This window comes from Intestinicryptomonas porci (assembly GCF_033971905.1).
Taxonomy (GTDB): domain Bacteria; phylum Verrucomicrobiota; class Verrucomicrobiia; order Opitutales; family Intestinicryptomonadaceae; genus Intestinicryptomonas; species Intestinicryptomonas porci.
On record NZ_JALBUT010000001.1, the window covers coordinates 92,118 to 107,598 of the forward strand.

Sequence of the window (15,481 nt, forward strand, 5' to 3'; positions counted from 1 at the left end):
AGATGGAAACGATTTTTGCAATAGAGAGCTCTTGCGACGAATCGGCAGTTGCCGTTTTCAATTCGGAAATCGGCGTTGTGTCGAACATGATACATACCCAGATTGACCTCCATGCGCTTTACGGCGGCGTGGTTCCCGACTTGGCAAGCACGGAGCATCTGAAAAAACTTCCGCATCTGATTGGCGCGGCTTTAAATAGCGATGGCTTCGACATCGAAAAAATAGATAAAATTGTCGCGACTTCGGGCCCGGGGCTTGCAAACTGCCTTGCAATCGGGATTTCTTGCGCGAGTGCGCTTTCCATTGCCCTTGGCAAAGAATTGCGCGGCGTAAACCACCTGCGCGGTCATGCCTATTCTCCGTTTATTTCCGAGCACGCCAAAAATCCGCGCGATTTCAAGCGCAGGTATTTGGAAGAGCTTTTGCCGCATATCGGGCTTTTGGTTTCGGGCGGCAACTCTATTCTTTTTGAAATCGGCAAAAACGCAAAAATGTCGCTTATTTGCGAGACTTTGGACGACGCGGCGGGCGAGGCTCTGGATAAGGGCGCAAAGCTTCTCGGAATGGCTTATCCCGGGGCTCCCATGCTTGAAAAAACCGCACTTGGTGGAGACAAAAAAAAGTTCGATTTTCCCAAAGGCTCAAACCGTCCGCCATCCGAAGATCCCGATTTCAGCTTTTCGGGATTGAAGACTTCGCTTAGATATTTTTTGGAAAAGCGCGGCGGGGCGGGGGAAGATTTAAAGGATATTTGCGCAAGCTACCAGTATGCGGTTGTGGAGCAGTTGCGCAAGAGGTGCGAATACTTTTTGTCGAAAAAATCCTACAAGAGTTTCGGGCTTTCGGGGGGAGTTGCAAATAATCTTACGCTTCGCGACGCCTTGGAGCGCACGGCAAAAAAATACCGCGCAAAATTTTTGCCCGCCGAAAGAAAGTATTGCGGAGACAACGCCGCAATGATTGCCTTTGCGGCTTATATCGACCCCGATTCATGCTTTAAATCGGAAGCGAACACATTGAAACTCGAACCATCGCGTCCGCTTGCTTAGCCGAAGAACTCTTTGGCGTCGGCTTTTGAGATGTTTTGCATATTGACGTATCGGGAGCGGAGAAGGGATAGGTCGCGGTGCTCCATATTGAGCCGAAGGTGTGGGAGGTCGGAGTATCTTTTCGTAAAGTAGCTTGCGTAGGTATGTCGAAGAACATCTTGCACCCACAAGCCCCTTAAATCCCGAATTATCCCGAATCGGTTTCCACTTCGCCGATTTCGTGGAGAGAGGAAATCTGTCTCTCTTTCAAGCAAAATATTCTTTAACTTCGGGCAAATTTCGACATGTCGAATGCCGCCCGTCTTGGAGCACAAGCACTCCCAATTCAAAGTCATTTATCGGACTTCTTTCCATTGCTTGTAGATACGAATTTTTATCGACATCTTGCCAATTTATTACTTCCTAAAAAAGGTAGTTTCTCGCAGATGACATTGTTGAAAATTGTGCATAGACCTAAAGTCATAGAGAGTTTCCATGAAGTAAATTAATGGTGTCAAAATCAAAACAGGTGGATTTTTCGTTTATAATAGCATCGTTCCTTCTAAGTACACAAAAAAAGAGCTTTTTTTGAAAGCTCTTTAAATTTTATTATCTATTACTTTGTAATAGGTTCTTCAAACGGGCTTGCAGGTAAGTCGCCGGAATTATATAGATTTACATCAGGGTCGGCTTCCCAAGCGTATCTTACAAATTGAGGATCTGTAATTCCATTTGGAATTTTTACCTTAACGCTTGATTTTGTAGCGATTTTTGCACTTGCTTTTACGAACTTTTTGTCGCTACCGGCCACTTCAAAGCAATTTACTTCTTTGCCGTCACCTTTAAGTTTCAAGCCCTTGTATGTGTTCTTGAATTTAACTTCTACATTGTCACCTTTTAGTTTTAAAGTATCAGGCATTGGTGAACGAGAAACAAGTTTTTTACCGTAATTATCTGCCAAAACCATACGCGACAAACGGTCAACCACCATGGTTTTATCGCGCGGGTGCAGGTCAATTTCGTTGCCGTCAATAGTAATTGCAACTCCTGTGTTTGGAACGATATCGGCAAGCTTGCGTTGAACGTCACGAGTTTTTGGCCAGTGATTTTCTTTATAGTCAGGTAACTGAACTGAATATATTGGCAATTTTGGATTTTCAAAAATTTCACGCATCATCTTTGCGTAGTATGGGAAAAGCTTGATATAGTTTTCCGGACCGGAATTCATTTCACCTTGATACCACAATACACCACGAATTGAATATGGGATAATCGGGTTTATCATTGCATTATATGAATTTGATGGGCGACTTTCATAATTTAAGCGGGGGAAACGGAGTGTTGCCCTGTCTTTATGCGCGTCCCAACGCTTTACGTCGTCATTATGCCAGCTTCTGCAAGTATTTAAAAGCTTTTTTGCGTGTTCTGTCATGCCGGCTTCCGCGATAGCTTTTTCATTCATCCAAGTTTCAAGGTTTGCGCCACCATAAGCTACGGAAATTACACCGATAGGCACATCTAATTCAGCATACATTTTTTGCGCAAACAAAGTTAGAAGAACTGAAACATCTCTTGTAATTTCGTAATTGTCGCGATGATATTTTTTCCAACCCGCAGATTCCGGCAAATTATGCATATCTTCAGGAACCGGTGAGCCATGCGCTTTAATTAAGAAGTAGCGTATATTTGCAGGAATTTTTGGGTCTTTTGCGACATTATCAAGTTCTTTGACGTGGCGCATTTGAAATTCCATATTGCTTTGCCCTGAGCCTAACCAAACTTCGCCTACAAGAACATCTCTAAAAATAATTTTATTTATGCCTTGTACGACTAAATCTACGCCATCTTTAACATATTTTTGAGCGGGTAAATCAACACGCCAATAGCCGTTATCGTCGGCAACGGCCGAGGCATTTGTGCCCATAAATTCGACACTTACCTTTTCGCCCTTATCAGCAGTGCCCCAAACTCTAATTGGTACATTTGCCTGCAAGACCATATTATCAGTAAAAATTCCCGCTGGTTTAACTTCGGCAAAAAGAGAACTTCCTACACCGATTAAAACTAACGCCCCCATAAGTAGATTATTAATTTTCATAATGTTATTAAAATTTTAAAAAACAAATTTTTTAGTCAAGTTTTATTTAGATTGCTCTTTTGTTTTTATAAATATTACAAATTATGCAATTTTACGAAAAATTGTACAAATTTATTTGCCCGAAATTACATTTACACCCGCGTCTTTTAGAATTTTTACGGCCGGTGAATTCGCAGGCAAAACTTTTACCGGAATTTTTCTTTCAACAATTTTTGCAAAGCTTAAAGTCGCGTCAATTTCCGGATTGCGCAGCAAAATGCTTTCAAATCTGTCTGAATATTTTTCAGCAAAAGCAAGAGCCAAATTTGCGTCTTTACCTGAAAAATCAATGGCAATTTTGCGAGATAAACCAAATCTTTCTACGCCGTAAAAATAAAATTCGTTAGACCAATCAAGGGCTTCGTGCATTCTCTTGCTCCTTGTTGGAGTTTTCCAAAACATAAGTTGATAGCCTGCTTCAAGCAATTTTTTATATTCAGGTGTGAGTTTTTCAAAGTCATTTGCAATCCATAGCCAAGACTTTGTTTTATTTGCTTGCTTTGGGTAAACAACGCTCAAAGTGTCAAGACGCATAGGCATATCAAGGCGCACAAAACCGCTTTCGTTAAATTTTTTGCCACGAATAGGCTCTAACTTTGGCGGATTTTTACCAGTCAATACTTTGTAAAGAATACCTGACATTCTCATTGCGCCGGCTTCATTTGGGTGGACGCCGTCAGATAACAATTCACCATGCCCTTCGAACATTGTATGAAGGTCGATTAGCTTCAACTTTTCAAGTTTTGCCACTTTTTTTACGGCATCGCAAACATCAGTATGTACGACTTCTTCTGTAATTCCCCAAGCAGGTCTTGAAACATACATTGGTGTGCATAGATAGATTTTGGGATTGGTTTCAAGATTTTTGAAGCTTGAAATCATCTCGCGCATATTGGGTATAAATTCGTCTTTATACTGCCAATTTTGAGGCTTAGAGTCATTCGTGCCAAGCTTTATAATTACGATATCCGGATTGAATTTGATTGCATTTTTGTAGTTGCCATCAACCCAATATGGATAGTCGCCCTTCTTTAGCAAGGTTCTGCCACTTGAACCGAAGTTTTTAACTTCAAACTTGCTACCAAGCATTTCTTGCAGGACAGATGGATATGTATCCATTTCCTTGTTTTTTATACCATTACCTGCTGTAATGCTATCACCTACGCAGGCAACCCTGGTTATTTTTTGCGCTGCAAAGCTCGTGCAAAATGCGCAAAGTAATACATATACCCCCAAAATAAATATACATCTTTTCATAGAAAAATATTTTCTTAAATTCACATTTAAGTCAAGATTTCATCAGTCTATAAAACAAATTGCCATGCTTTAATTTGTAGAATACACACTAATCTTCGTCAAGGGCTCTGCGTAGCAGATTTAAATTCGCAAACAAAGTTTACGATAGCCGATGGATCTTCCTTTAAATTTGAGGACGGGGCAAAACTCGTAATAAATTTGGAAGATTTCGATTGGTCTGAATTAAATTCAGAAACGTTAAAATTTTCAGCTATGAATTGGAATGGTGTTTCCAAAATTATAGGAATAGGTGGTAATCGGGGCGTTTGCGTTTGCAGTTTATCGCAGAAGAAAGTAGCGGTAAAAGTTATTGCAAAAACGCGCGGTTATGAAATCGCGCGTTTTTTGTTTTATAAATCCTGCTTTATTTTGCGTTTTTCTTTTTGGTTTTCGCAATGGCGATGAAAACAATTCCCAGTACCAAGCAGAATATTGAAAAAAACGTTCCGCGACTAAGACCCATTATGAGGCTTACTCCGACGTCGGGTTCGCGGAAAATTTCGCACACGATTCTTGCGATTGCGTACAGTATGAAAAACTCTCCCGCGATTTGTCCTGCGGGCGGTTTCGACTTCCAAAAGCGGAATTGCAAAATCGCAAAAATCAAAAGTCCCTCCGCAAACGCTTCGTAAAGTTGCGACGGATGGCGCGGCGCGATTTCGGAAATCGGTTTTGACGGGTCGCTATTTGGGAAAATCATAGCCCACGGCGCGTTTGAGACTTTGCCCCACAATTCCCCGTTTACGAAGTTTGCAATTCTTCCCAAAAATATCCCGGGGGTTGAGACGAGCGCGACCAAGTCGGCGATTTTTAAAAACGGCGTTTTATGGATTTTTGAGAACAGCGCAAGTGCTATTGCAACTCCTATAAAGCCTCCGTGGCTTGCCATTCCGCCGTTCATTATCATGAATACGCTTACGGGGTCCGACACAAATCTGTCGAAGTCGTAAAATAGCATGTAGCCGAGCCTTCCGCCTATTATTATGCCGAACACAAGATACGTCAAAAGCGACGAGGTCTCGTCGGGGTTTAGTGGCGAGCGGCCTTTTTTGTAGTACAAATTAAGCAGCCAAAGCCCGATTAAAAAGCCCGCGAGGTATGCCAGCCCGTACCAGCGTATGCCCTCCAAAAACCAGCCGTCGGGAAAGCGTACCGCGAAAGGGTCGAGGTTCACGACGTAATGCGCCATGGGAAAAATCGTTTCCATATATAAAATCTTCTTGTTTTTACTTTTGATAAAAACGCGGAAAGGGCAAGTTTTTTATGGGTGAATTTTTCAAAATAAGGTTTGAACTTGGAGATGTCGGGGCTAATATTTTTTTTCAAATTGTTTTTAATGATATGAAAGAATTTGACTTGCAGTCTTTGGTAAAATCGCGTTTCGGCGAAAATTACGAGCTTCACGAAAAGTACATGAATAAAACTTTCGTGAAAGTCTTGCGTACAATAGGTTTTGACAAGTGCTTTTTGAAGGGCGACGGCTGTTATCTTTACGACGGCCAGGGCAACGATTATTTGGACTTCATAAGCGGCTACGGCGTGTTCGGCTTGGGCAGAAACCATCCCGTTGTCGGCAAGGCGATAAAAGACGCCATCGACATGAAAGTTTCGAACATGGTTCAGCTGAACTGCGCGCTTTTAAGCGGGCTTTTGGCGGAGGAGCTTGTAAAGCGTCTTGGCGGACGTCTTGAAGCGGTGTTTTTCTGCAATTCGGGAACAGAGGCAAACGAAGGCGCGGTAAAGTTCGCAAGGGCTTTCACGAAGCGTCCAAGGGTGCTTTCGCAAAAGGGCGGGTATCACGGCTTGACTTACGGTTCTCTTTCCTTGACGGTCAGCAAGAATTTTCAAGACGGCTTTGGCGGAATGCTTCCGGGGTTCGGTTGCGTACCGTATGACGACTTGGACGCGCTTGAAGCGGAGCTTAAAAAAGGCGACGTAGCGGCGTTTATCGTTGAATGTGTGCAGGGGCACGGCGTGCATATCCCGAGGGAAGACTACTTGCCCAAGGCGCAGGAGCTTTGCAGAAAGTACGGCACTTTGTTTATTTGCGACGAAGTCCAGACGGGCTTGGGCAGAACGGGCAAAATGTTCGCTTTCAACCACTGGAATTTGGACCCCGACATCGTAACGGTCGCAAAAACTTTGTCGGGCGGCTATGTGCCTGTTGGCGCGTTCATTACGACGCGCGCGATACACCAGGCGGCGTTCTCTAACTTGGAAAGGTGCGTTGTTCATTCAACGACTTTCGGAAGAAATGCCCTTGCAATGGTTGCGGGTTTGGCGACTTTGAGCGTATTGGACAACGAAAACATGGTTGAACGCTCCGCAGAGGCTGGCAAAAAGATTGTCGAAAGAATAAACGCTCTTCGCGAAAAGCACGATTACATAAAAGAAGCCCGCGGTATGGGGCTTATGATTGCAATCGAATTTCAGGAGCCGAAGTCGATATTAAAGAAAGCGGCGTGGAAAGCCTTGAAAATGGCAAATGACGCTTTGTTTACCCAGATGATTGTAACTTCCCTTATGGACAATCACCGCATCATTACGCAGGTCACCGACCACGGCTCCGACGTTTTGAAAATTCTTCCGCCATACATTTCGGGCGACAAGGAAATCGATAGGTTCATAAACGCCTTGGACGATGTTTTGACGAATGCGGGCAACATAACGGGGCCTTTGTGGAAGTTTGGCAAGCGTTTGATGGAATCTTCAAAAGAAGCCAAAAAACATCAGTGATTTTTTAAGATGATTTCCTTTGACGAATTTTCGCAAAATCTAAACAGGCTAAAAGAGAGGATTGGGCTTGCATGCGCGTCATGCGGTAGAAATCCCGACGAAGTGCGTATTTTGCCTGTCACGAAAAACCATCCCGTTGACGCCGCCTTGCATGCGCAAAAAGCGGGGCTTCTTTCCGTAGGCGAAAACAGGGTACAGGAAGCCGAGGGAAAAATTCCTCTTTCAAGCGGTATTTCGTGGGAGCTTATCGGGCATTTGCAGTCGAACAAGGCGAAAAAGGCGGTTATGCTGTTTGACAGAGTGCAGAGCTTAGACAGCATCCATCTTGCCGTGAAGCTCAATTCCGAAGCCGAAAAAGCGGGCAAGGTTTTGCGCGTTTTAATGCAGGTGAATTCGGGGCGCGACCCCGCAAAATTCGGGGCTGAAATCGAGGAAGCCCCCAAGCTTTTGGAAGAAATCTTAAAGCTTTCAAATTTGAAGGTTGAAGGGCTTATGGCAATCGCGCCTCTTGATGAAGACTTGGCGTCGGCAAGCAGGGCTTTTTCAAACTTGCGCAATTTGCGCGACAAGCTGAGTTCAGATTTTGATGTTGCTTTGCCCGAACTTTCAATGGGAATGTCGGGCGATTTGGAATGCGCCATAAAAGAGGGTTCGACTCTCATAAGGGTGGGGACTTTCCTTTTCGGAGAGAGAATTTATGTTTGATACCGACATTGTTTTGCATCTTGAAGACTTGAAAAGGCGCGGGGATTTTGCCGAAAATTCACTCGCCGTTTTCGGAAAGCCCATAGCGCATTCTTTGAGTCCCGTAATGCAAAATGCCGCATTGCGAAAATTGGCGCAGTCGGAAGGGCAGTTTGCATCTTGGAAGTATTACAAATTCGAGATAGATCCCGAAAATCTCGAAAAGACGCTTTCAGAGTTTCACAAGGCGGATTTTGCGGGGATAAATCTCACAATCCCGCACAAAGAGATTGTAATGCCGTTTTTGTGCGAAATATCGCCATTTGCGCAAATGGTCGGGGCGGCAAACACCTTAATTCGCACGAAAGGCGGTTGGAAAGGTGACAACACCGACGGATTCGGCGTGGCGTGGGCGGTCGAAAATTTCAGCGGGCGCGTTTTTAAAAATTCCGACGTCGTGATTTTGGGGGCGGGCGGAGCGTCGAGAGCCGCCGCTTTTAAGGCACTCGTTGACGGGTGCAAAAGCCTGCGCATTTATAACCGCACGAAGTCGAGGCTTGAAAAACTTTTGGCAGACATTTCCGCCTGCGGATTTTCCGCAGAACCGCTTGACTGTTTCTCAAAAATCGAGCCGAATTCCATAATCATAAACGCAAGTTCTGTCGGCTTAAAGCCCGACGACAAGCCCGTCTTGGATTTTGCGAAAGTTCCCAATGGGTGTGTGTACTTTGATATGCCATACATCCGTTCGCGCGAGACTAACGCTGTTTTGGAGGCGCGAAAATATGGTTTCAAGGCGGCATCAGGGCTTGCAATGCTTGCATCTCAGGGCGCGCTTTCGCTTTCTCTTTGGACGTCGAGACCCTTACAGATAGAAACAATGCTTGAAGCCTTGAAGAACGCTTAGCGGCTTTGCAGTTTTTTTAAGTCGGCACTTGTTTGCCGACTTTTTTGTGAATGTTAAATTTTGAGAAAACTTTACATAAATAAATCTTGGCAAAAAACGCTTGGTTTTAAGCGAATTTTTTTGGAAAAAGGATTTTCCCCCTGTACTTCCATCAAAGTAGGTTTTGTTTAATTTTTCGTCTTTTGCATATTTAATTTATTCTAAAAGCAAGGAAGAAAAAAGCAAATGAAGAGCAAATAATATCCCTTTTTGAAGAAATTTTTAAAATGTTAAAACATTAATTGCCCAAAATGACTTAGGCTCAAAAGCTCTTGGCGGTAGCTTGCAAAGAGCTGCAAATTTGCACAGATTCTAGAAGCATTTGCGTTCAAAGATTATTCGCAAACATTGCCGTTTGGCGTGTGAAGAGGCTTATGCTGAAATGCAATAATGTAGGTTTAAATTTCGGAGAGGCTTATTTGGTTAGGCAATGGGCTTTTTATGCCATGACTGCGGTAAAGTTTATTTATACAAAGTACCGTATTTATTTTGGGATTTCCGCTTGCTAAAAGAGTGATTGTGTGCGTAAAAAAAAGAGTTTATTGCGGGCGTTTAATCGCTAAATGCAAATGTGTGAAGGGCGATTTTGTTTTCAAAATCCTATTGGAAAGTGTGCTTGGATTTTTCGCGTTTAAAATGGGTATAAAAAAGCGCGAAGCGCGTATGCGCACTTCGACGCCGATAAATTTTACTTTTCGCAAAAGGCAATTACGCCTGCTGCAAACGCTTTTCCTTAACCTTTGTGGCTTCCTTGCCGACTCTGTCGCGCAAGTAGTAGAGGCGTGCCTTCATCGGTACGGATTCGCGTTCAACTTCAATCTTTTCGATGTTCGGCGAGTTGAGCGGGAATACGCGTTCCACGCCTTCACCGTAAGAAATACGGCGTACCGTGAATGTTTCGTGAATGCCGCTGCCTTTGCGCGCAATTACGATGCCTGCAAATACCTGAATGCGTTCCTTGTCGCCTTCACGAACTTTTGTGTGGACGCGAACGCCGTCGCCTACTTTGAAGCTTGTGACGTTTTCCTTGATTTGCTCTTTTGTGATTTCTTTAAGCAATTCCTGATTCATATTGTCTCCTTAACTCTGCTTTAAAATATCCGGTCGCCTTTTGTTTGTGCGCTCAACTTGACGCTCGCGCCTCCATCTTTCAATTTCGCCATGGTTGCCCGACATCAAAACTTCGGGAACTTTCATTCCTCTGAATTCCGCGGGTCTTGTGTATTGCGGAAAAGAGAGCAGGTTGTTGTTGAAAGAGTCTGTCGAAAGGGAATTTTCTTCGCCGAGAACTCCCGGCACATATCTTGCAACGGTATCGACCAAAACCGCCGCAGGCAAAGTGCCGTTTGTCAAAACGTAATCTCCGATGGAGATTTCCCTGTCGATTACACATTCGCGTATGCGTTCGTCAATGCCTTCGTAATGTCCGCTTAGTATTATCAGATGCTTTGATTTTGCAAGCTCCGATGCAATTTGCGGCGAGAGTTTTTCTCCGTCGGGGCACATGTAAATTCTTGTGCATTCCGAACTTTGCAACTCTTCGATTGCGGCGAATACGGGTTCCGGCTTCATCAACATCCCCGGACCTCCTCCGAAAGGCCTGTCGTCGGTGATTTTATGCTTGCCTTCCGCCCAATCGCGAATGTTATGCGCACGCAATTCCAAAATTCCGTTTTTTTGCGCTCTGCCAAGCATGCTCTCCGTTAAAAATCCATCGAGCATCGCGGGGAACAGTGTCAAAAAATCTACTTTTAAAATTGCCATGCTATGTCGAATAAAAAACCGCCTTTTTTATATGGCGATTTTTGCGCCGCTTGCGCGATTATGCGTTAGCGGCTTCTTTTTTTGCGCGTTTAACAAGCGCTTTTGCGGTGTCGCTCATTTGTGCACCGACGCTTGTCCAATAGTCTATGCGTTCGATGTTGAGTTTCGATTCCGCTTCCTGACCGCGCGCTTTCGGGTTGTAATAGCCGAGATTTTCAACGAACTTGCCGTCGCGTCTTGACGCCTGTTCTGCAACCACAAGCCTGTAAGTCGGGTTGTGTGTCGAGCCGTGCCTTTGTAATCTTATTCTGAGTGCCATTTTGATTTATTGATTTTCTTAAATTTTTAAAACGTAAAATGAAAGGTTGAAAAAGAGATTTTGTCAACCTCTTTTTTTCCCCTTTATTTCATATTTTTGAAGATTTATTCAAAATCGCCGAATTCAGCGATTGATTTCACGTTCAATTCCTTGTCGATGCGCTTTGCGATTCCCGCCAATACTCCGCCCGGACCGCATTCGTAATATTGTTCGATGCCGAGTTTTGCCGCGTTCCTTACGCACAATTCCCACTTGACGGGGGATACGACCTGCTTGACCAACGCCTTTTTGATTTCTGTGGGGTCTGAAATCTGCTCGCCCGTGACGTTTGTAAATACTGCAATGTTAGGTTTTTTAAATTCTATTCCCGCTAAGAATTTTTCAAATTTCGCCCTTGCGGGTTCCATGAGCCTGCTGTGGTATGCTCCCGCGACTTTTAGCGGAACGACGAGCTTGAATGCCTTGCGCTCTTTTGCCGCGGCGGTTGCGGCTTCGATTTTTTCCGCTTCGCCGGAAATCACGACTTGCCCCGGGCAGTTCAAGTTTGCCATGTCAACGTCAAATTCTTCGCAGTAGGGCTTTACCGCATCAATTGAAGCCCCGATAAAGCACGACATTGCGCCTTTTGAGGCGTCGCATGCCTCCTGCATGAGCCTTCCTCTTTCGGCGACAATCTTCAAGCCGTCTTCAAAAGAGTATGTGCCTGCAAGGGCGTGGGCTGTAAGCTCCCCGAGGGAAAGCCCGAGAGCCGCCTTCAATTCGCCGAGCATTCCGCGCTTTTTCAAAATTGTCGCAACGCATATGCCATGCAGGAAGAGTGCCGGCTGGCATACGCTCGTTTTTGTCAGCTCTTCCATCGGGCCTTCAAAGCATAGTTTTGAAAGGGGCATCCCAAGCGTTTCGTCGGCTCTCGAAAATAGCTCCCTTACGTCGCCGTCGGCTTCGTACAGGCTTTTTGCCATTCCGACGCTCTGTGCGCCTTGTCCAGAAAACCATAAAGCTGTTGTCATATATTTTTCCGTTTCTTTTTTAATGGTTTGTTATTTGTTAAAATCCGACATTTTTTTGCAAATATCAAGACTTAAACTTTCAAGCGCCTTTGAAATCGCGCAAACATATTCGCTGTATGCCGCGCCTGCGTCTGTTGAGAACGCGAAAAACTCCGACACGTTTTTTTCCGAATTTGAAATGGAGTATTGAGCCTTGAAATTCAGCTTGCCGTTAAGCTCTCCGATACATTCGAGGATGTTTATTTTAAGCGCGACGGAGTTTTTGCCCGAACTTGAAACGAGGCTCGAGTGTATGTTATTTGAATTTGTCATCTCCGACAGGAAGCATACCACGGAGCGGGTTGCGGCGTTTTGCACGGGTTCAGCCCAGAGATCGGAATCTGCCATGAAAATTACCGATGAATTTTTGCCTGCATGGACGATTTGGCTGCGCGCCATGTAGCTTGGAATGCGCACTTCAAAGACGTTTACGCAAACTTCTTTCAAGCCTTCCGCTTTTTCGCTTGTTTGCGCGGGCGGGAGAACGTGGTAGTTTGTGTTGTCTTTCGGGCGGTCGATTTTAAGCCCTATACATGAAGAAAGGAGAGCCGCCGCGATTGCGGGCAAAATCAGTTTAAAAAAGTTCTTTTTCATTTTTTTGCGTTGGTTATTCGTTTTCGGGTCTGCCTGTCAAAAGCGCGCTTGGGTTTCTGTCGAGAAAATCCGCGAGGGTTTTCAGCGAGTACGCTGTTTGGCTTATGTTTTGCAGGAATATTGAAATGTCGTACAAGAATGGCGAATTTGGCGAAATCAGGGCGTTTGCGTTCTCTGCAAGCCTGTTTATGTTTGCCATGGTTTCTTCCGCGTTTGAAGCGAGTTTTTTTATGTTGTTGTCGGAGCCCTTGAAGAAGGTTTTTGCGTTGGCAATGGCGGTTTTGATTTCTGCGGGGAGATTTTCTTTATTTGCCTTTTCGGTTATTGCGTTTATGTTTTCGAGCGCGCCGACAAGGTTTGAATTTATTTTTGCGACATCTATTTGCGCAATCTTTTCGTTTGAAGTTTCAAGGAGCGCGTTGATGTTCTTTGAAAGTGTGTTAAAGTCTATCTCGGATACTTCCTTCAGCGTCTTTTCCATAAGCTTTATGGAGTCTGATATGTTTGATTCGACAACAGGGATTTCCATAATGTTTTCCGGCATTATGTTGAACATTCTAAATGGAGTGTTTGGCTCTTCAAAGTAGTCCAATTCTATGTAGAGCATGCCTGTAACGATGCTTTGGAAATTCAGCTTCGCGCGCAAACCGTCTTCTATTTGCTTTTCAAGTTGCGATTCGCTTTCATAAAAATTGCCGAATGAATTTCTCTTGGTTTTTGCCAAATCTATTGAGAGCTTTGTGGCAATCATTGATTTGCGCGGATCGCGCGGAGAGGGGAAAATCAGTATATCTTCTACCTTGCCGATTTCCACGCCCTTGTATTTTACGGGCGCACCGATGTCCAAACCGTTTATGCCGCTTTTGAAGTAGCATACGAATTTTTCGGTCTTTGTGAAAAATTTTGATGCGCCAAAAACCATTAACGCGGTGAGCGCAATTAAAAGCGCGCTAACCACAAAAATGCCTATTACAATGGGATTTGCCTTTTGTGTCATAATTTGTCTTGGGTTGAAAGCGGGTCAACGCCCCTGTTTAAGAAAGTTCTCACGTCCGCATTTCCACTTTTTAACAGCTCTTTCGGATTGCCGATTGCAGTTTGCGTACGCGTTTTGTTGTCCAAATAAATCGCGCGGTCGGCGACTGTGAAGATGCTTGCAAGCTCGTGGGTTACAATGACAACCGTCGCGCCCGTTGAGTCGCGCATTTGGAGTATGAGTTCGTCGAGCCTTCTTGACGACACGGGGTCAAGCCCCGCGCTCGGCTCATCGAAGAAAAGTATTTGCGGGTCGAGCGCGATTGCGCGCGCAAGTCCCGCGCGCTTTCTCATGCCGCCGCTTATTTCCGATGGGTAGAAATTTCCGAATCCCCTCAAACCCACCAGCGCGAGCTTTAAATTCACAAGCTCTTTTATGTCGCTTTCGGAAAACTTTGTGAAGCGGCGCAAGGGCAGGGCGATGTTCTCTTCGAGCGTCATTGCCGACCATAGCGCGCCCCCCTGATAGAGAACGCCGAAAGAGCGCAGCATTTCCGATTTCTCATCTTCGGGGGCGTTGTTGAAATTCTTTCCGCCATAAGAAATCGAGCCGCTTAGCGCGTCTTGAAGTCCTATCATTGTGCGAAGGAGCGTGCTTTTGCCGCAGCCGCTTGCGCCCATTACCACGAAAATTTCGCCGTTTCCTACCTCAAAATTGAGATTGTTCATCACTGCGTAGTCTTCGTAGCCTATCGAGAGGTTTTCGACTGTTATTTTTGGCGAAATCATATCCCGAAAATGTTAAACAGTACCGCGAATATTGCGTCTGCGACAACGATTAATGTTATGCTTGTCACCACGCTTGAAGTAGTGGCAAGCCCGACGTCTTCCGCGCTGTCGCCGCAAGTCATGCCTTTCATACAGCCCACCATTGCGACTATTATGCCGAAAACCACGCTCTTGCCTATTCCCGCGAGGCATTGGGTCAGGTCTAAAAAGTTTGCGGTGTGCGCAAGATAGCTTTCATAGTTTATGTCGAACATGCCCCATGCTATCGCAAATCCGCCGATTATGCCCGTTAAGTCGGCAAAAATCGTTAGAAGCGGAAACATTAATACAAGGGCAATCATTCGCGGCAATACCAAAAACTCCATCGGGGAAATTCCGAATGTCCTGTAAGCTGAAATTTCTTCGTTTACCTTCATTGAGCCGAGCTCGGCGGCAAACGCGGCTCCCGTTCTGCCCGCCATCACTATTGCGACCATAATCGCGCCCATTTCGCGCACCATCGCCAACCCGACAAGATCCGCAATATAAATCGTGGAACCGAATTTTGAAAGCTGGATTGCCCCGACAAACGCAAGAATAAGACCTACCAAAAAACTTATGAGCGACACAATCAAAAGCGCGTTTGGACCCGAACGTTGCACCGCTTTCATGAGGTCGGACGCCATAAATCTGCTGCGAAGCCTGAAAATGTTGCAAAAAGCCATTGTAAATTCGCCCAAAAAAGCAAGCTGTTGCTTTACTTTTTGCAAAGTAGAAATCGTGTGGGTTCCGACTTCGTGGAAGATGTTTTTATTGTGGTAGTTTTTGCTTTCGTTTGTCTTGATGTTTACCGCGGTTGCGAGATTTAAAAGCGAAACCGCGCTTTCGGGCAAAGATGCGAGGCTTAAAGCTGTTTTTCTCTCGATTGAAGCATCGTAAATTTTAAGCAAAAAACAGATTAAGGCGGAGTCGAACTTGCCGAGGGCGGAAGCGTCGAATTTGATTTCCCTTGCATCAGGCGGAAGCTTACCGATAATTGTGTCCGAGTCGGGGCGTTTGTCCGAAACGAGCCAGTCCCCGCTTATTTTTATGACGGCAATGCCGTCCGCAATTTCAATTTGAGCATTTGCGGTGCTTAAATTTTCTTTTGAATTTGCGGGGAGGTTTCCCATGTGAAAATTGCGG

General features: G+C 44.9%; 16 protein-coding genes and 1 pseudogene. 4 read left to right on the forward strand and 13 right to left on the reverse strand.

From position 1 onward, the window contains the following. Positions 1 to 2: 2 nt before the first annotated feature. Positions 3 to 1,049: a tRNA (adenosine(37)-N6)-threonylcarbamoyltransferase complex transferase subunit TsaD gene (gene tsaD, locus MOX91_RS00495; RefSeq protein WP_370396113.1), complete on the forward strand. Its 1,047-nt coding sequence runs from the start codon at positions 3 to 5 to the stop codon at positions 1,047 to 1,049. Here the strand turns inward: tsaD and MOX91_RS00500 are convergent. The 5 genes and pseudogenes from MOX91_RS00500 to lgt form a co-directional block, all read right to left on the reverse strand. Next, entirely contained in the window at positions 1,046 to 1,384 is a 339-nt protein-coding gene (locus MOX91_RS00500) for a site-specific integrase (protein WP_370396114.1), read from the reverse strand. The genes tsaD and MOX91_RS00500 overlap by 4 nt on opposite strands. Then, positions 1,359 to 1,451: pseudogene (locus MOX91_RS00505) on the reverse strand (protein adenylyltransferase Fic); the annotation flags it as partial. The pseudogene MOX91_RS00505 and the gene MOX91_RS00500, both read right to left, overlap by 26 nt. A 193-nt stretch (positions 1,452 to 1,644) precedes the next feature. Continuing rightward, positions 1,645 to 3,126 carry a sialate O-acetylesterase gene (locus tag MOX91_RS00510; protein ID WP_370396115.1) on the reverse strand — a complete coding sequence of 494 codons (1,482 nt, stop codon included), beginning with the start codon at positions 3,124 to 3,126 and terminating at the stop codon, positions 1,645 to 1,647. 111 nt (positions 3,127 to 3,237) lie between these two features. Further along, the gene (locus tag MOX91_RS00515; protein WP_370396116.1) at positions 3,238 to 4,422 is read right to left on the reverse strand and encodes a GDSL-type esterase/lipase family protein; all 1,185 of its coding nucleotides are present in this window, start codon (positions 4,420 to 4,422) and stop codon (positions 3,238 to 3,240) included. A gap of 403 nt (positions 4,423 to 4,825) precedes the next feature. Then, the gene (gene lgt / locus MOX91_RS00520) at positions 4,826 to 5,668 is read right to left on the reverse strand and encodes a prolipoprotein diacylglyceryl transferase (RefSeq protein WP_370396117.1); all 843 of its coding nucleotides are present in this window, start codon (positions 5,666 to 5,668) and stop codon (positions 4,826 to 4,828) included. A 134-nt stretch (positions 5,669 to 5,802) separates the two neighbouring features. Between lgt and MOX91_RS00525 the strand changes: the two genes are divergently transcribed. From MOX91_RS00525 to MOX91_RS00535, 3 genes are read left to right on the forward strand one after another with little or no spacing between them, the layout of a single operon-like run. Continuing rightward, complete coding sequence (locus MOX91_RS00525) at positions 5,803 to 7,197, forward strand: aspartate aminotransferase family protein (RefSeq protein WP_370396118.1); 1,395 nt, start codon at positions 5,803 to 5,805, stop codon at positions 7,195 to 7,197. Between the two features lie 9 nt (positions 7,198 to 7,206). Next, positions 7,207 to 7,902, forward strand: coding sequence for a YggS family pyridoxal phosphate-dependent enzyme (locus MOX91_RS00530; protein WP_370396119.1), 696 nt, complete (start codon positions 7,207 to 7,209; stop codon positions 7,900 to 7,902). Beyond that, complete coding sequence (locus MOX91_RS00535; protein ID WP_370396120.1) at positions 7,895 to 8,788, forward strand: shikimate dehydrogenase family protein; 894 nt, start codon at positions 7,895 to 7,897, stop codon at positions 8,786 to 8,788. The genes MOX91_RS00530 and MOX91_RS00535 overlap by 8 nt, the downstream gene beginning before the upstream one ends. A gap of 747 nt (positions 8,789 to 9,535) precedes the next feature. Here the strand turns inward: MOX91_RS00535 and rplS are convergent. The 8 genes from rplS to MOX91_RS00575 form a co-directional block, all read right to left on the reverse strand. Continuing rightward, positions 9,536 to 9,898 (reverse strand): 50S ribosomal protein L19, encoded by a 363-nt coding sequence (gene rplS, locus MOX91_RS00540; protein ID WP_370396121.1) that lies wholly within the window; start codon positions 9,896 to 9,898, stop codon positions 9,536 to 9,538. A gap of 9 nt (positions 9,899 to 9,907) precedes the next feature. Further along, positions 9,908 to 10,591: a tRNA (guanosine(37)-N1)-methyltransferase TrmD gene (gene trmD / locus MOX91_RS00545; protein WP_370396122.1), complete on the reverse strand. Its 684-nt coding sequence runs from the start codon at positions 10,589 to 10,591 to the stop codon at positions 9,908 to 9,910. Positions 10,592 to 10,649: 58 nt separating this feature from the next. Next, positions 10,650 to 10,910, reverse strand: coding sequence for a 30S ribosomal protein S16 (rpsP, locus tag MOX91_RS00550; protein ID WP_370396123.1), 261 nt, complete (start codon positions 10,908 to 10,910; stop codon positions 10,650 to 10,652). 104 nt (positions 10,911 to 11,014) lie between these two features. Beyond that, positions 11,015 to 11,920: an ACP S-malonyltransferase gene (gene fabD, locus MOX91_RS00555; protein ID WP_370396124.1), complete on the reverse strand. Its 906-nt coding sequence runs from the start codon at positions 11,918 to 11,920 to the stop codon at positions 11,015 to 11,017. Positions 11,921 to 11,950: 30 nt separating this feature from the next. After that, positions 11,951 to 12,553, reverse strand: coding sequence for a PqiC family protein (locus MOX91_RS00560; RefSeq protein WP_370396125.1), 603 nt, complete (start codon positions 12,551 to 12,553; stop codon positions 11,951 to 11,953). A 13-nt stretch (positions 12,554 to 12,566) separates the two neighbouring features. Next, the gene (locus tag MOX91_RS00565; RefSeq protein WP_370396126.1) at positions 12,567 to 13,550 is read right to left on the reverse strand and encodes an MlaD family protein; all 984 of its coding nucleotides are present in this window, start codon (positions 13,548 to 13,550) and stop codon (positions 12,567 to 12,569) included. Beyond that, complete coding sequence (locus tag MOX91_RS00570) at positions 13,547 to 14,317, reverse strand: ABC transporter ATP-binding protein (protein WP_370396127.1); 771 nt, start codon at positions 14,315 to 14,317, stop codon at positions 13,547 to 13,549. The genes MOX91_RS00565 and MOX91_RS00570 overlap by 4 nt, the downstream gene beginning before the upstream one ends. Then, entirely contained in the window at positions 14,314 to 15,468 is a 1,155-nt protein-coding gene (locus MOX91_RS00575) for an MlaE family ABC transporter permease (RefSeq protein ID WP_370396128.1), read from the reverse strand. The genes MOX91_RS00570 and MOX91_RS00575 overlap by 4 nt, the downstream gene beginning before the upstream one ends. Positions 15,469 to 15,481: the final 13 nt, after the last annotated feature.

What these genes read in the sequence shown, in the direction of transcription:
- tsaD (WP_370396113.1), top strand. Translation starts at nt 3, where the DNA reads ATGGAAACGATTTTTGCAATAGAGAGCTCTTGCGACGAATCGGCAGTT.
- MOX91_RS00500 (WP_370396114.1), bottom strand. Translation starts at nt 1,384, where the DNA reads ATGACTTTGAATTGGGAGTGCTTGTGCTCCAAGACGGGCGGCATTCGA.
- MOX91_RS00510 (WP_370396115.1), bottom strand. Translation starts at nt 3,126, where the DNA reads ATGAAAATTAATAATCTACTTATGGGGGCGTTAGTTTTAATCGGTGTA.
- MOX91_RS00515 (WP_370396116.1), bottom strand. Translation starts at nt 4,422, where the DNA reads ATGAAAAGATGTATATTTATTTTGGGGGTATATGTATTACTTTGCGCA.
- lgt (WP_370396117.1), bottom strand. Translation starts at nt 5,668, where the DNA reads ATGGAAACGATTTTTCCCATGGCGCATTACGTCGTGAACCTCGACCCT.
- MOX91_RS00525 (WP_370396118.1), top strand. Translation starts at nt 5,803, where the DNA reads ATGAAAGAATTTGACTTGCAGTCTTTGGTAAAATCGCGTTTCGGCGAA.
- MOX91_RS00530 (WP_370396119.1), top strand. Translation starts at nt 7,207, where the DNA reads ATGATTTCCTTTGACGAATTTTCGCAAAATCTAAACAGGCTAAAAGAG.
- MOX91_RS00535 (WP_370396120.1), top strand. Translation starts at nt 7,895, where the DNA reads ATGTTTGATACCGACATTGTTTTGCATCTTGAAGACTTGAAAAGGCGC.
- rplS (WP_370396121.1), bottom strand. Translation starts at nt 9,898, where the DNA reads ATGAATCAGGAATTGCTTAAAGAAATCACAAAAGAGCAAATCAAGGAA.
- trmD (WP_370396122.1), bottom strand. Translation starts at nt 10,591, where the DNA reads ATGGCAATTTTAAAAGTAGATTTTTTGACACTGTTCCCCGCGATGCTC.
- rpsP (WP_370396123.1), bottom strand. Translation starts at nt 10,910, where the DNA reads ATGGCACTCAGAATAAGATTACAAAGGCACGGCTCGACACACAACCCG.
- fabD (WP_370396124.1), bottom strand. Translation starts at nt 11,920, where the DNA reads ATGACAACAGCTTTATGGTTTTCTGGACAAGGCGCACAGAGCGTCGGA.
- MOX91_RS00560 (WP_370396125.1), bottom strand. Translation starts at nt 12,553, where the DNA reads ATGAAAAAGAACTTTTTTAAACTGATTTTGCCCGCAATCGCGGCGGCT.
- MOX91_RS00565 (WP_370396126.1), bottom strand. Translation starts at nt 13,550, where the DNA reads ATGACACAAAAGGCAAATCCCATTGTAATAGGCATTTTTGTGGTTAGC.
- MOX91_RS00570 (WP_370396127.1), bottom strand. Translation starts at nt 14,317, where the DNA reads ATGATTTCGCCAAAAATAACAGTCGAAAACCTCTCGATAGGCTACGAA.
- MOX91_RS00575 (WP_370396128.1), bottom strand. Translation starts at nt 15,468, where the DNA reads ATGGGAAACCTCCCCGCAAATTCAAAAGAAAATTTAAGCACCGCAAAT.